This is a genomic window from Pseudomonas sp. 3296 (assembly GCF_031456615.1).
GTDB lineage: Bacteria > Pseudomonadota > Gammaproteobacteria > Pseudomonadales > Pseudomonadaceae > Aquipseudomonas > Aquipseudomonas mucoides.
The window spans coordinates 24,647-38,782 of record NZ_JAVDUY010000005.1 but is presented as its reverse complement, the minus strand read 5'-3'; the positions used below and the strand labels follow the sequence as shown (position 1 = coordinate 38,782).

The 14,136-nt window shown below is 55.1% G+C and carries 13 protein-coding genes and 2 pseudogenes; 6 read left to right on the top strand and 9 right to left on the bottom strand.

Annotated features, from left to right (window positions below):
- The first annotated feature begins 72 nt into the window (after positions 1–72).
- The gene (locus J2X66_RS14255) at positions 73–894 is read left to right on the top strand and encodes a sulfite exporter TauE/SafE family protein (RefSeq protein ID WP_310265342.1); all 822 of its coding nucleotides are present in this window, start codon (positions 73–75) and stop codon (positions 892–894) included.
- A gap of 100 nt (positions 895–994) precedes the next feature.
- The gene (locus tag J2X66_RS14250; protein ID WP_310265340.1) at positions 995–2,167 is read left to right on the top strand and encodes a hypothetical protein; all 1,173 of its coding nucleotides are present in this window, start codon (positions 995–997) and stop codon (positions 2,165–2,167) included.
- Here the strand turns inward: J2X66_RS14250 and J2X66_RS14245 are convergent.
- Positions 2,153–3,157 (bottom strand): hypothetical protein, encoded by a 1,005-nt coding sequence (locus J2X66_RS14245; protein ID WP_310265336.1) that lies wholly within the window; start codon positions 3,155–3,157, stop codon positions 2,153–2,155. The genes J2X66_RS14250 and J2X66_RS14245 overlap by 15 nt on opposite strands.
- A gap of 148 nt (positions 3,158–3,305) precedes the next feature.
- Between J2X66_RS14245 and arsA the strand changes: the two genes are divergently transcribed.
- The gene (gene arsA / locus J2X66_RS14240) at positions 3,306–5,063 is read left to right on the top strand and encodes an arsenical pump-driving ATPase (RefSeq protein WP_310265334.1); all 1,758 of its coding nucleotides are present in this window, start codon (positions 3,306–3,308) and stop codon (positions 5,061–5,063) included.
- Between the two features lie 110 nt (positions 5,064–5,173).
- A complete protein-coding gene (locus tag J2X66_RS14235) occupies positions 5,174–5,632 on the top strand; it encodes an aspartate carbamoyltransferase (protein ID WP_218281369.1) in 459 nt (152 codons plus the stop codon).
- A gap of 169 nt (positions 5,633–5,801) precedes the next feature.
- On the opposite strand, the gene J2X66_RS14230 is transcribed toward J2X66_RS14235, so the two are convergent.
- From J2X66_RS14230 to J2X66_RS14210, 5 genes and pseudogenes are all read right to left on the bottom strand, one after another.
- On the bottom strand, positions 5,802–6,029 hold the full coding sequence (locus tag J2X66_RS14230; RefSeq protein ID WP_028939376.1) for a hypothetical protein: 228 nt from the start codon (positions 6,027–6,029) through the stop codon (positions 5,802–5,804).
- Positions 6,026–6,900: pseudogene (locus J2X66_RS14225) on the bottom strand (colicin E3/pyocin S6 family cytotoxin); the annotation flags it as partial. The pseudogene J2X66_RS14225 and the gene J2X66_RS14230, both read right to left, overlap by 4 nt.
- 50 nt (positions 6,901–6,950) lie before the next feature.
- Positions 6,951–7,202 (bottom strand): pyocin S6 family toxin immunity protein, encoded by a 252-nt coding sequence (locus tag J2X66_RS14220; RefSeq protein WP_259153025.1) that lies wholly within the window; start codon positions 7,200–7,202, stop codon positions 6,951–6,953.
- Positions 7,203–7,212: 10 nt separating this feature from the next.
- Positions 7,213–8,403, bottom strand: coding sequence for an S-type pyocin domain-containing protein (locus J2X66_RS14215; RefSeq protein ID WP_310265330.1), 1,191 nt, complete (start codon positions 8,401–8,403; stop codon positions 7,213–7,215).
- Positions 8,404–8,594: 191 nt separating this feature from the next.
- Positions 8,595–9,308, bottom strand: a complete 714-nt coding sequence (locus J2X66_RS14210; protein ID WP_310265327.1) for an HNH endonuclease — start codon at positions 9,306–9,308, stop codon at positions 8,595–8,597.
- 291 nt (positions 9,309–9,599) lie between these two features.
- On the opposite strand from J2X66_RS14210, the gene J2X66_RS14205 reads away from it, so the two are divergent.
- Positions 9,600–10,193 (top strand): DUF4174 domain-containing protein, encoded by a 594-nt coding sequence (locus tag J2X66_RS14205; RefSeq protein ID WP_310265325.1) that lies wholly within the window; start codon positions 9,600–9,602, stop codon positions 10,191–10,193.
- A 47-nt stretch (positions 10,194–10,240) separates the two neighbouring features.
- Here the strand turns inward: J2X66_RS14205 and J2X66_RS14200 are convergent, their stop codons facing one another.
- From J2X66_RS14200 to J2X66_RS30190, 3 genes and pseudogenes are all read right to left on the bottom strand, one after another.
- On the bottom strand, positions 10,241–10,864 hold the full coding sequence (locus J2X66_RS14200) for a response regulator transcription factor (RefSeq protein ID WP_310265323.1): 624 nt from the start codon (positions 10,862–10,864) through the stop codon (positions 10,241–10,243).
- A 133-nt stretch (positions 10,865–10,997) separates the two neighbouring features.
- Positions 10,998–11,759 (bottom strand): methyl-accepting chemotaxis protein, encoded by a 762-nt coding sequence (locus tag J2X66_RS30195; RefSeq protein WP_405046782.1) that lies wholly within the window; start codon positions 11,757–11,759, stop codon positions 10,998–11,000.
- Positions 11,760–11,852: 93 nt separating this feature from the next.
- Positions 11,853–12,626, bottom strand: a pseudogene (locus J2X66_RS30190) (MCP four helix bundle domain-containing protein); the annotation flags it as partial.
- 1,041 nt (positions 12,627–13,667) lie between these two features.
- Here J2X66_RS30190 and J2X66_RS14190 point away from each other — a divergent pair.
- Positions 13,668–14,054, top strand: coding sequence for a hypothetical protein (locus tag J2X66_RS14190; protein WP_310265319.1), 387 nt, complete (start codon positions 13,668–13,670; stop codon positions 14,052–14,054).
- Positions 14,055–14,136 lie beyond the last annotated feature (82 nt).

Below are 14,136 nucleotides of genomic sequence, written 5' to 3'. Positions count from 1 at the left end.
GGCTGACTTGCTGAGGCAGGCCAAGGCGCATCGCTCTATTGTCGACCGCTCTCAATCAACGGACGACGCGTGATGTTTTATCTCCTGCTGGCATTTTTCGGGTGCATGACTGGCGTCACGGCGGTGCTGTTCGGCTTCGGCGGCGGCTTCGTCGTCGTGCCATTGCTCTACCGCATGCTCACCGCCAGCCACGGCAGCGATGACCCGATCGGCCAATCGGCGATGCACATTGCCGTCGCGACGTCGACCTGCGTGATGATCGTCAACGCACTGATCGCCACCCGAAAACACCACCGCGCGGGTAATCTCATTCGCCATTACCTGTGGCCGTTGGGTGGTTTCATCGGCTTGGGCGCGACGGTCGGCGCCTTGGCCGCGACGTGGGTCAGTGGCGAACTGATTCGTTACGCCTTCATTGCCTACCTGGCTGTGACCATTGTGGATTGCTTGTTCAGACGCGGATTTCTGACCGCGCCCGACACTGCAATTCCACGGCGATTTGGGAGCGCAGAACAGTCTGGCGGCGGTGTAGGAATCGGCATGATAGCCACGTTTCTTGGCGTAGGCGGCAGCGTCATGACCGTGCCACTGTTGCGGCGATGCGGGTTGAGCATGAGTCACGCGACATCCATGGCTAATCCGCTAAGCCTGCCGGTAGCGCTCGCCGGAACAGCGACTTACATGGCAATGGCGGCGTTCGCCGAGTTTGATCTGGGCACGTGGTTTGTGGGCTATGTGGATCTGCTGGCGTTTGCGGTTTTGACGATGGGATCGTTGCTGGGGATTCGATTGGCCACACGTTGGATCGGACGAATTCCGGACCGAATCCATGCGCGGGTGTATGTGGGGTTGCTGGTGTTGGTGATGGTGATGGTCAGCATGTGCCTGAACTGATCGTCATCAAGTTAGCTTTTTATCGATTCTCGAACACGGGTTCGCCATAATCGCCGCTCTTTATTGCGAGCCAATGCTCGCTGCATTCAAGGATTATTTGATGTCTAAAGGACTGTTTCGTCTTGCTGGCATTGTCGTATTGGTGTGCTCCACGTTTTCTACGATGTTGTGGGCCGACAGCGGCAAGCAGGTCTATACCGGGACACTGGGAAAGATGCCGATTGTGCTGGAGGTGAGCGCCGATGGCAGTGAAGGGCGTTACTTTTACCGAAAGTACCGCAAGGACTTGGTGCTTAGTGGCTCAAGGGAAGGGGAAACACTAGTGCTGGAAGAGGGTGACCAGCGTTATGGAGAGCACAAACCTTTTCCGACAATTCGCTTGCAACCAAAGTCCAGCGGCTGGTCCGGAGAATGGACTAGCCCTAAAGGCAAAGTTTTGAAGATTGATCTGCAGCCAGCGAACCTTCCTCAGATTCCCGCTGACACCTTGCCCTATCTCGCCAGACTTCACGACAAGGCGCCTTATGAATACCTGCGCTTGCAAGGTATGAAGCTTACACAAGGCAAGACTGAAACCTTCATGGGTTACACGCTGCAATGGTGGAGCGACCCACAATCCAAAGCCGAGCTGTTTGAAGTGGTTTCGGGCTACAACGCTGAAGAGCGTAAGCGTATCAATCAGCAATTGATGGGCCGTTTGTGGCAGGAGGTCGTGGGGTATTACGGATGCTTCGCCAACTACGCTGACGCCTACTACGCACAGACGAGTCAGCCTCTGTGGATGACGCCGAACGTCATGAGCGTCCGTGTCTCAACCGAGTACTTCTGTGGCGGTGCTTACCCGGATCAGGTCAATGACTCACTCAACCTCGATACTAAAACGGGCCAATCTTTGACGCTTGATGACGTGCTGTGGGTGGGACAGGGAAAACCGCTGCACTACGAGGAAAACTACGACGCCTACATTTCTTCGTCTGAGTCATTCAGTGCCTATTCTGATTACCGTGGTAAAGAGCTGGCGCCGTGGCTGGTGGCGCAATTGCTTAAGCTCTATCCCGATCAAATGACGGTCACAACAGAAGGGGACGACGACTGCGACTACGATGACGAGGACCGCTGGAGTTTTCCTTCCTGGTATTTCACCGAGCAGGGAATCAAGTTAGATCCGTCCTTTCCTCACGTGGCTGCAGTGTGTGGAAATGTGGACTGGGGTGTCCTGCCGTATAGCCTGATCAAGCAACACCCCGGCGGCGTTGCGCTACAGCTGCCCTGATTGCGTACTCGATAACCCCGGCGCCTCACGAATAATGAAGTGATCCAGGTTCTCGATATTCGCACTGAACACCCCGAACGTCTGCTCGGGGTTTTTCTTGCTCGGCACCTGCTTCAACTCCGGCGTCACGCCATAAAAGAAGCAATACAACTGCGCTTCACTGTCGATGGCGTGCTTGATCTCTTCCAGAAACGCTTTGCGCTTGCGGTAGTTGTCGATCAGCTTTTTGCTCAAGTAAACGTTGACTGAATACGGCTTCTTCTTCGCCTCATCCGCCTGCTTGAACCAGACCTTCTGTTCGAAATCGATACGAAAGCTCTGGGTGTAATCCTTGATCTCCTTGATCTTGCCCCAGTAAATCAGCCCCTTGTTGTCCGTCAGGTATTCGATCTTCTTGAAGAACGACCCATAAGGCGCCGTGTGCTCGCCAATCTTCAGCGGCATGCGCTTGAGCAGGTCCTTGTCCTCGAAGTTCGACACAAAACACTCCACCGGGTGGGCGAAGACACTGGTCTTGTCCGGTGCTGATTCGCGGCTTGGGGGTTCGACGTCACTGGCCGCTGAAGAGGGTTTCGAATCGCCCTGCATCACATCAGCCGCCACCGCTGGACTCGACGGCTTACGCACATACTCGCGTCGCGTCAGCAACAACTCCGACGGGAAATGCTCCTCGCGACTGTCATCCGTTTCCGCACCGTCCGCGTCCACACCTGGCGCCGGCGCCTTGAGACTGACATAAGGACAATCCGCCACATGCCGGGTGCTGGGCGTGTTCTTGAAGTGCGGGGTGCGTACGTAATTCACGTTTTTGGCGTTGAACGTCGTCAGCACATTTGCCGCATCGAAGGCCGAGCGACAGGCGTCATTGGGGCATTGGAAGTGTTCTTTGGCGGAATCGAACTCCATGGTTTCGTCGAAATTGAGATCGCGCACGTCATAGATCGACAGCTTGTCGTCGAGGCTGAGGCAGTAGGCGAGGTCGAATTTCATGGCGGGCTCGGGTCCTTGAGTGGGGAAGGGTATTAATAGCGGGAGCTGCGGCGGGTTGCACTGACTGTTTTCCAGATAAAGTTGGATGTGCTGAGCATCGGTCTAAACTCTGAGCCTCAATTGTGCTCCGTAGCGAGGCTAACGTGCCATGCAGTCCACCCTCAAACTGCTCGATCAGCCCACCCAATATATGTTCTTCACTGGCAAGGGCGGGGTTGGCAAAACGTCGGTTTCCACTGCGGTATCAATCGCCTTGGCTGATGCAGGCAAGAAGGTGCTGCTGGTCAGCACAGACGCGGCCTCGAACCTTGATGAGATGCTCGGTGTCGAGCTGAGCAATCAGCCTGTAGCGGTGCCGAACGTGCCTGGAATGTTCGTGCTCAACATCGACCCCGGAACCGCTGCCATCGACTACCGGGCCCGAGTGGTCGAGCAAATGGGCGCCCAGGCCAGCGATCAAGATATTGCTCTGGTGCGTGAGCAACTCTCGGGAGCATGCACGACCGAAATCGCTACGTTCGATGAGTTCTCCCACCTCCTGTCACAGGGGGGCGCGGCCTATGATCATGTCGTGTTCGATACCGCGCCCACGGGACACACGCTCAGGCTGTTGAGCCTGCCCAAAGCGTGGAGCGGATTTTTGGAAGGCAATGATCGTGGCGCGTCATGCCTGGGGCCGCACTCGGGGTTGAAAATGCAGGAGCAGCTTTTCAATCAGGCGTTGGCGGCGCTCAACAATCCAGCCCTGACCACCGTCGTGCTAGTGGCTCGCCCTGACAAAGGCGCACTGAGCGAGGCCGCGCGTTCCTCCGACGAGCTCCGTGAGTTGGGTCTGGAAAACCAGCGTTTAGTGGTGAACGCTGTGTTCAAACGCAGCAACTTGAATGATCCGATCGCAGCCGCCATCGAAGCGATCGGCCAGCAGGCGCTCGACGAGATGCCCGCGTCGCTGCGCCAGCTTTCAGCCGACTACATTTCGCTCAAGGCTGTAGATTCCGTCGGCTTGCCCGCGCTCCGCAGTCTGCTTTCCCCGGAACTTGCCAGGCCAACAACGGCTGCAACACAAGCGCGCTCACCCCTGGAACACCACACCCTCTCGGAACTGGTTGCCGAGCTTGCGAATGACGAACGCGGGTTGATCATGGTCATGGGCAAAGGGGGAGTCGGCAAAACCACCGTTGCCGCCGCCATCGCCCTGGGCCTGGTGCAGCACGGCAAGTCCGTGCACCTGAGCACCACGGACCCTGCGGCGCATCTGGCGGTGACCCTCAACGCCGATGTGCAAGGGCTCGACGTTGGCCGCATCGACCCCAAGGTCGAGACCCAAAAATACGTGGACAAGATCGTCGCCTCCCGCGCGCCGACCCTGACGGACGATGAAATAGCCTTGCTCATCGAGGATCTACGATCCCCCTGCACCGAAGAGGTCGCGGTCTTTCACGCGTTCTCCCGCGTGGTTGCTCAAGCCAGAACGTCGTTCGTGGTGCTCGATACCGCCCCCACGGGTCATTCACTGCTACTGATGGATGCCACAGGCGCCTATCACCGCCAGATGGTTCGGGAATTCAAAGGCGACTCGGACCACATCGTCACGCCTTTGATGCGCCTGCAAGATGCGGCCTACACCAAAATCATCCTGGTGACACTGCCGGAAGCCACACCGGTGTCTCAGGCGGCAGCACTGCAGGATGACTTGCGCAGGGCCAAAATCGAACCGTTTGCCTGGGTGGTCAATAAGTCTCTATTGGCCACAGACACCGATGACCCGCTGCTGCGAGCGCGCCTGGGCAGTGAGCGCAAGCAGATGGCGCGGGTTGCAGACCAAACCAGCCACGATGTCATCGTGGTGCCCTGGACGGCGGAGCCACCTGTTGGTGTCGCAGCGCTGAAGCGCCTGTTGGATTGACGCGCCAGCGTCGGCTCACACCCTTCCAACATCGGAGAAAGACCGTGCTAAAAACCGCCATCGCCTCAATCATTCTCTCGGCGCTTGCTGCAAACCTTCACGCTCAGACCATGGATCATTCGAACGACGCGCAACGGCAAGCCGAGGTTGCAGGTCGCGGCAAGGATGTCATGCCGTTCAGCCTCGCAGCGACGACCCATGTCTTCACCAAGACCGCTGAAGGCGGCATTCAGCAAGTGGTCGTCAAAAAGCCTGCGGATGCTGCCCAAGTGCAGTGGGTTCGCCAGCACCTTCAAGACATCCGCGAGCGGTTTCTCAAGGGCGACTTCTCAGGCCCGGCGCACATCCATGGCCAAGACATGCCTGGCCTGGCAGACCTGAAAGCCGCCAAGCCTGGGCAAATGGCGATCACCTACAAAGACATCGAAGGTGGCGCCGAATTGGCCTTCAAGACCTCGGATCCAGCCTTGATAGCGGCGCTTCACCAGTGGTTTGATGCCCAACTTTCCGACCATGGCAAGGACGCGATGGAAGGAGACGCACATCACAGCGAGATGATGAACAAGTGAACGAGGGGCCATGGGCAGCCACCGGCCGAGGTTGGGTAACAACGTTTTGGAGCCTTTTCAAACGGAGCGCGGATGCGGGCCTGTTTGAGCGCACGGAGTTGGACTTCCAAGCGAGCTGTCGTCCAGACTCGATGGTGTGACTTTCAAAACACCGTTAACCCATCACACGTCAATTTTGACTGGTGGTTAAAAAAAGAATGAGATCGGATGGAAACGAAACCGAGCAGGCCTGTTCAATGGCGGTAATTTGATCCTTCGTCAATTGGTAGTCATACACATAGTCCTCTTGATCCTTCCAGCCCATCAATACCGCGAGCTCCTCGCTTTTGATCGGAAGCACGTTCTCATAAGAAGCAAAGTCGTCTCCCTCATAGATACCCATCACCGTGTGCTTCATGGCTCTACCGTCCTCGTTGGGTCTGCAGGTTTTGTCTGATTGCCTGATGCGTGATCAAACTCGCCCAAGTGTTTTCCGCGTTTGTTGTATTTCTCCACTGCGCCGTGCTGGAAGTCCCATTCGTAAATCGTGCCTTTTTTATCCTTCCAACGAGGACGTAGGCCCCCGCCCTTCATGCGGGTTTTGCCTGGGGCCCATTTTGCATCCGGGAAGGCCGGCAAGGTATGTGGCTTCGGGTAGTAATGATGAGAAAAACTGACAACGACATAGACCAGCCTTACCCCCGACTCCACGGGAAACACAAGAATGAAATCCTTGTACTCCGGCGGATACACCGGGTTCACGATGCTGCTGTCAGCGGCTTTCGTCGGCGGGTAAACCCAGATATGCGGCGCTTGCGGGGCAGCCTCCAGCGCCGGAATGCCCAGGATGTCGGAACCCTCCACAGCCGGTGTCCAGATCAGTTCAATGCCGTCACCCAGGTCAGCCACCTGCTGGCTGCCACGCAATGTGAACTGCACGACATCAACCATTTCCCAATCGCGATTTTTGCCGGTGTAGAAACCGTACCCTTGAGGCTGCCGTCAGTCTGTTGCTCGACCCGCAGGCGAACGCGGGTACGGGCCTGTTTGAGCGCACGGAGTTGGTCTTCGGTGTAAAGCGAGCTGTCGCCCAGATTCGAGGGTGTGACCAACGCTACGAGACCAACCAGCGCCGCCGCGACGGTGCCTGCGGCTGCGGCGGGGACAGCGGCGAATGCCGAGCCGGCCAAGGCGAGGGAGCCCAGACCGACGGGAATCGCTGTGCCACTGATCTTCTTCAGTGGCACAGCACCTGATTCGTCCGCTTTGCGAGCAGCTAACAGAATCAGGTTCGGATGGTGACGTCATGCCCATCACCGGAGGGTTGTCACATTGGGTTTCATTGCTTGGAGCAAGTCCCCATAAAGTACTCTAAACCCTCTGGGAAACTGATGCCCAGAAGTCTTGATAGTGCCATTACCTGATCTTCGTTTAAAAGTAGCTCTCCTGGTTCCACTTCATTAAGTGGCTTCGATTCAATCAAATGCGCAACTTTCTCATTGAGTTCACTTCCTTCGATATCCAGCTCAAACTGCAAGGAGTCGTCCTGCTTGTCATCCGGATAAAAGCCAGTTATTAAAAGGTAGCGCATGCTGTAATCCTTAATTTCTTGAGGTTTTTCTGCCTGGTTTCGCAGGTTTTGTTTGTTCGCCTGTGATGTGGTTGAACTCGCCTAAATGGATTCCGAGTTTGTCGTATTTTTCCACAGCATTACTTTTGTAGTCCCATTCATAGATTCTCCCCTTACGGTCAACCCAACGAGCGCGCTTCCTTCCTCCCCCTTGAACAGATGACTTCGACTTTACGCGGGTTGTATCTGGGAATGCGGGAAGCGTTTTCGGGTGGTCATAATACGAATGATCACTGGTTTGACTGAGAACAATGTATACCGGCCTAATCCCTGAATCCGCCGGAAACACAAGAATGAAATCCTTGTACTCCGGCGGATACACCGGGTTCACAATGATGCTGTCAGCCGCTTTCGTCGGCGGGTAAACCCAAATATGCGGCGCTTGTGGTGCAGCCTCCAGCGCCGGAATGCCCAGGATGTCGGAACCATCTACAGCCGGTGTCCAGATCAGTTCAATGCCGTCACCCAGGTCAGCCACCTGCTGGCTGCCACGCAAGGTGAACTGCACGACATCAACCATTTCCCAATCGCGATTTTTGCCGGTGTAGAAACCGTACCCCTTGAGGCTGCCGTCAGTCTGTTGCTCGACCCGCAGGCGAACGCGGGTACGGGCCTGTTTGAGCGCACGGAGTTGGTCTTCGGTGTAAAGCGAGCTGTCGCCCAGATTCGAGGGTGTGACCAACGCTACGAGACCAACCAGCGCCGCCGCGACGGTGCCTGCGGCTGCGGCGGGGACAGCGGCGAATGCCGAGCCGGCCAAGGCGAGGGAGCCCAGACCGACGGGAATCGCTGTGCCACTGATCTTCTTCAGTGGCACAACGCCTGAATCATCCGCTTCGCGAGCACCCAGCAGAATCAAGTCGCCGTAGTCTTTCAGGCTATCGGTCGGCACCATCCCTGAGGGATTCGAGTAATCGATGATGGCGTCCGGCAGCTTGCAGGACTTGGCGAAGACACATCCGGCTTGAGTGGACCTTTGCTTTTGCGCTATGACCTGACGGCTGCGTTCGAAGGCGTCTTGCCTGGCCAGCATGGCCTCGTAGGCTTTTTGTCTGGCGTCCCGCTCGGCCAATTCGGTGGCAGTCATGTAGCGGTAGGTGACGTGATGCCCATCACCGGAGGGCGGATTCTTAATCCGCGGAATGTCCTTGTTGCCAGCCACTGATCATCCTTTCGTTCGTCCATCGACAGCCCCGGAAAGGGACTGCGCGACGTTAACGAGCGTGGCTAATCGTGGCTGTAGGACGAGTCCTGGATGGCTCTAAGCGTTTTCTCTTTTTATCGGGAGGGCAGCGCAATCCTTACGACTCGCCGCCTTCCTGCACATGTGCCAATGAAGTTTTACAGGCCCAATCACTCAAACTTCAACCGTTCCACCTTCTGAAACAGTGAGGCAGTGAACTCATCCCGGTCACCGGAATGGTGACAACGTCGATGACAGTTCGGACACAGCGCCACGGCATTGCTTGGCCGATCCGAACCGTCCTGTGCCAAATGCTTAACGTGGTGGACCTCAAGAAACGGCCTGCCATCCTTTTCAAACGGAGCAGGCTCGCCACAGCCTTCGCATCTACCGTTAGCCTGTTGGCGAACCCAAGCTCTCACCTCAGGATCGCGAACATATGACTTTCCGCTGGACTGAGTCTGTTCTGGTCTCTCAATCCCTTTCGGCACGTCTTTAATCGGTTGTTTTTCAAGTTTGGCAGAACGCTGTTCCAGCGTTGCCTCGTCCGCTGTCGGGACAAAATCCTCAGGTGTCAAAGTACTTGGAGCGTTGAGCGCTTCTCGAATGCTTCGCGCTACATTGGCGCCGACATTCTTGGCGGGTTTGTAGCCCTTGATAGGCTCTCGACCCAACTCGACCATGATCGTAGAAATGTTCTGCATCCGAAACTCAACCGACCCTTTGGTCCGACCGGCTAAGGCTCCCTCACGCAGGATGCGATTCTCCTCAGTCTTAACGACTTTCTGACCACTTTGCTCGCGGGACAACATGCTGAGATAGGCGTCTACCGCAGCCTGAATCTCAATGTCAGTCCAATCGCTGTTGCTCTTTTCCGTGTCCATAAAATCGCCGAGGGCTGAATACCCTCGGACGATACTGAGTGGCCATTACGACTGTCTACGAAAATTCCTACAGAAAAGACCGACGCTTCTTTCAGTTGATCCTACAAAGGCTATCCAACCGAATGCTTCGAAGACTGCCACTGAGGGCTGTTTGGTCGCTGAGCTGTCTTAGGGTTTACCTACGAGTGAAAATGCGACAGAAGTTCAGCGCGCTTTTTTCGCTCGATTGGTGTCTAGTATTTATGACATAAATCGGTTGTTTTGAAGTTAGTGTCTAGGAAAGCTGATGTTATGAGATTTCGAACTCTATCGGACCAGGTCATTGCGGCATCCATAGGGGCGCGTATACAAGCGCTGCGCTTGAAGAAGAACATCAGTTTGGAAATCGTGGCCGATACGCCGGCATCAGCCGCCAGACGCTGCGCTTGTTGTTCAATCAGCCCCCTGTTAACCACCGATGGCGACTCACCGCTGGATAAGGGCAGGGCAAGGCCACTGATCATCATCGCTCCGAGCACGGTTGATCCGACATGGGTCAGCCTAAAAAAGTCGCTGGATGAGCCTGCCAATCGCAAGGGCTTCACTGATCGCTACATGGTGCTGTACACCGAGCTCAACCTGATGGGCCAACACGAAGGCATAGATTTGGGGCCTCAGGACACGGCGGCGTTGATCCGCTCACTGAAGCTGGGGGCCGGCGCCAAGACCAAGGTGATTCTGGTCGGTAAGGACGGCGAAAAGAAACTCGAACAAGTGGACACCGTCAAGTTGGAAGAGATTTTCGCCGCCGTCGACCATTTGCCGGCGGCCGAGAAAGAAACCTCGCCACCGACAGTGGCCACCCCAGTCGCTGATACCGAACCCGCAGCCAAAACAGCCGGATGATTAAAACGGGGCGAAGCCGTGAGTTGCGCCACTGTTCTGCTCAAAGCTCAGATCAATTGATTGCGCCTGGCAAACTCCACCAGCTCCAACAGCGTCGCATTGTTTAGCTTCTGCATGATGCGCGACTTGTAGGTGCTAACGGTTTTATTGCTGAGCAACATCTCCCGGGCGATCAGCATGTTGCTCTTGCCTTGGGCCAGGCCCAGCAGAACCCTGAGTTCACGACGGGACAGACGTTTGAGCAATTGTTCGTCGTCTTCGGCGAAATCACTTCGGCGTACCGAGTCGATAGTATCGATCGGAAAGTAACTTTTGCCGGCGGCAACGGCTAGCAAGGCCGGAATGATTTCTCCCGGATCGCCCACTTTTGACAGAAATGCGGAAGCACCGGCCCGCAGGCACTGCGTCGAATACACTGGATTTTTCATTGATGTGTAAACCAGAACGCGCGTGCGAAGGGCCTCGGTTCTAATCCGGTGAATGACCGTCATGCCATCTATCAAGGGAATGTCCAGATCCAGTATCACGACATCCGGTTTCAGCTCCAGGGTTTGATTGATCGCATCCCTGCCGTTTTCGCATTCACCAACAATCTCATGGCCTTCCCGGGCCAGAATCAAGCGGATGGCCATGCGCACAACGGCATGGTCATCGACTATCAGGACTCTCATGGGTTGGCCCTCAGCCTGTGTTCTCTAGTCTTCACGCAATGCTCGACTGGTTTGATTCGCAGCAGAAAAAACTCCAGCGGGGCTGGAGTTGAAGGGAAATCGCAGGTTTAGTCGACGCTGGGTGGGCAGGCGCTCAAATGTGGAACTTGACGACCAAGTCATTGAGGCCAGCAGCCAACCGCGCCAGTTCGTTGCTGGCCGCGCTGACCTGACTGGCGCCGGTGGCCGATTGCGCGGACAGGTCGTTGATGTTGAGCAGGTTGCGATCCACTTCCCGGGCCACTTGCGCCTGTTCTTCCGCGGCGGCGGCGATCACCAGATTACTTTCGTTGATCTCGATGACGGCGCAATTGATGGTCTGCAATGCCGTGCCCGCGCCTTTGGCCACGTCCAGCGTCGATACCGTGCGTGCGGTGCACAGATGCATCGAGGCCACAGCGTTTTCGGTGCCATTTTGTATGCTGGTGATCATGGTCTCGATATCGCTGGTGGATTGTTGGGTGCGATGAGCGAGTGCTCGCACTTCATCGGCGACCACGGCAAAGCCGCGTCCGGCTTCACCGGCGCGCGCCGCTTCAATCGCCGCATTGAGCGCCAGTAGATTGGTTTGATCCGCCAGCCCACGTATCACCTCCAGCACTCTGCCGATGTCCTGGGATTCGACGGCCAATGCACTGATCAGGTCGGCAGCGCCTTGCACGTCATGGCTCATGCTTTCGATGGCAACCAACGTCTCTCCCACCATGACACAGCCTTCTTCGGCCGAACGCCGTGCATTCTGCGAGGCCAAGGAGGTACTGCTCGCATTGCGCGATACTTCTTCGACGGCACTGGTCATCTGTGTGACAGCGGTGGCGGCCTGCTGAATTTCCAGGGTTTGCTGGGTAATACCCATGGCGCTTTCCGCCGTAACGCAGTCGAGTTCTGCCGTGGCTTCGCCCAACTGATTCGCGCATTGGGTGATCTGCTTCAGGGTTTCACGCAGGGTGCCTTGCATCTTTTGCATGGCCAGCAACAAGTAAGCGGCTTCGTCCTTGCCCTCGACGGTAATAGTGCGAGTGAGATTGCCATGGGCGATTTCCTCGGCCACGTCCAACGCCAGTTTGATCGGGCGGGTGATGCTGATAGTCAGGCACCAGGCGCAGAGGATGGTCAGCGCTGTCGACAGGAACAACAGGGCGATAGTCGTCTTGACGGTCATGTCGAACTTCTCGGCATTGATCTTCGCTGCAGCTTTGCTTTGTTCGGCGTTGATCGAAATCATGGTATTAACCAGGTCGCTGTTGCTGGTGTAGTTGTCGAGCAGCGCCCCACTGATGAGGGTGTGCACGGTTTCGTTCCTGGCATCATTTCGGGCGGCCCTGATCAGTTGCTCTTCAAGTTTTTCGTATTGCGCTTGCTGTTTGACCAGTGTGTCGAAGCTGGAGCGTTCTTCCGCACTGGTAATGAAGGGCATATAGGCTTGTTGAGTGTCGCGGGTGATCTGCTGAAGCGTGGACAATTCGCTGATAAGGCCTTCGCGAATTTCGTGGTCGTCGGTGTTGCCCAATTGCTGATTCAGGTTACGTTGACGCTGGATGATGTAACTGAACTCGCCAAGCTTGACCAGGCTCGGAACATCGCTGTTGGCGACATCCTGGCCGAGTTTCGCGATGGTTTTCATCTGCGAGAGTGAATAGCCGCCCAGAATGATCATCATGATCGCGATCAGGGAAAAGCCCAGCAGCGCCCTCGGCGCGATGTTCAGGTTGCGTAAATTCATCGGTTGATCCTTGACACCATTGATGGGGGTTGCCGTGTTTGCGCTCTGGTGGCGCGATGGCGATTTCTATGGATTTGCACGCAGGGACTGGATGAACAATTAAGAATTCTGCTGGCGGCGGGACGGCGAGTAACGAGGAAAGCTCCGCTATTTTTGAAGGATGTTTCCTACAAAAAAGCGTATGAAAAGCTCCAGGGGATTTTTATGGACTTTGCTTGGCGTTGAAATTAACGTCAGCGCGTAGTACCCATCCTTCTATTTGTTGGCGTGACATCTGACAACGGTGCCAGACCGTTCGTACATTAATCTTCCAGTCCAAGATTTAACCTGCATGCGTTGAGGTTCCTGATCGCTGGTCGTTCGAGACTAAGAGCACGGTATGGGGGCAGTGTGTTGCTGTTGAATTAATAAATTAATGGGCGGTTACCATGCTTCGTATATTGCTGGTCGGTTTGTTATTTTAGAGTTACGGTGCGGGCGCTCGTGCTGCTGGATTGTGTGATTATAGTGAGGCCTTTACGAATAGCGTGGTTACGGCGGATCTGCATACATCCCAGCCTGGAGATATACTCGGCTACTATGAAATTGGCTTCACGGCAACCCGATGCAGACCACCGACACCCGTTATAATAATGAGTGGTATGTAGCGTATTTTGGAGTAGGCAGCACTACAGGCTGCGTTACAACAATCACCGCAGTTTACGTGGATATAAGCCCCTCGATTTGTAATCAGTGGGCCATTGGCTCGATATGTCTCACGATAAAACTGGATCAGTTATTCCCGCAAAACTGTTACATGCGCAAGAATTTTATTCAAAATAATTACGCATTGCCTAAACCTGGAAATTACGTACTTAAACCTTATGAGTCAAAGCTTTATGAGCGGTGGTTCATTTATGAAGGTGTGAGTAGAAACAGTATCCTTCTGGGCACGTCGAACGGAGGTGGCACCATTATCACCACTTGCTCTTTGGTCAATAACGATATTCTGGTGAACTTTGGTGAACTTTGGTGAACTTTGGTGAACTTTGGTGAACTTTGGTGAACTTTGGTGAGGTGTCCGAGGCGAAAGATTCGGAGCGCTTCAATATTGAATTTTTCGGGTGTACCAATCAGGCAGACAGCCGGCAGTTCAATGATACGGTATCTTTGAGCTTTCGCTCCGAACGTATTCGCGCCGATGGTGCCGCACTGCAAAACAATATCTGTGCAAATTGTGCCAAGGGCTTGCAGATTGCATTGAAGGATGGCGCCGGTAAACCCATCGATCTGTGGAAGCGATACAAGTTGTCCGGTAATGGTGCATCTACAGTCACTCCAATCGAACTGGTCTACGGCTTTATTGCGGAACTTCAGAGTAATCCGAATGAAAAGCTGGCAGGTGGCAAAATCGATGGTCAGTTGGTTTTTGAAACCATCGTCGAGTAACCGATTTTTTATCACTCAAAATCCTCCATAGCATATGCGTGGAGGCTTTTTTGTTGGTGTGTCGACATGAATAAGAATAGAG

Coding starts and splice junctions, on each gene's coding strand:
- J2X66_RS14255 (WP_310265342.1), top strand. CDS start 73: ATGTTTTATCTCCTGCTGGCATTTTTCGGGTGCATGACTGGCGTCACG.
- J2X66_RS14250 (WP_310265340.1), top strand. CDS start 995: ATGTCTAAAGGACTGTTTCGTCTTGCTGGCATTGTCGTATTGGTGTGC.
- J2X66_RS14245 (WP_310265336.1), bottom strand. CDS start 3,157: ATGAAATTCGACCTCGCCTACTGCCTCAGCCTCGACGACAAGCTGTCG.
- arsA (WP_310265334.1), top strand. CDS start 3,306: ATGCAGTCCACCCTCAAACTGCTCGATCAGCCCACCCAATATATGTTC.
- J2X66_RS14235 (WP_218281369.1), top strand. CDS start 5,174: ATGGATCATTCGAACGACGCGCAACGGCAAGCCGAGGTTGCAGGTCGC.
- J2X66_RS14230 (WP_028939376.1), bottom strand. CDS start 6,029: ATGAAGCACACGGTGATGGGTATCTATGAGGGAGACGACTTTGCTTCT.
- J2X66_RS14220 (WP_259153025.1), bottom strand. CDS start 7,202: ATGCGCTACCTTTTAATAACTGGCTTTTATCCGGATGACAAGCAGGAC.
- J2X66_RS14210 (WP_310265327.1), bottom strand. CDS start 9,308: ATGGACACGGAAAAGAGCAACAGCGATTGGACTGACATTGAGATTCAG.
- J2X66_RS14205 (WP_310265325.1), top strand. CDS start 9,600: ATGAGATTTCGAACTCTATCGGACCAGGTCATTGCGGCATCCATAGGG.
- J2X66_RS14200 (WP_310265323.1), bottom strand. CDS start 10,864: ATGAGAGTCCTGATAGTCGATGACCATGCCGTTGTGCGCATGGCCATC.
- J2X66_RS30195 (WP_405046782.1), bottom strand. CDS start 11,759: ATGGGTATTACCCAGCAAACCCTGGAAATTCAGCAGGCCGCCACCGCT.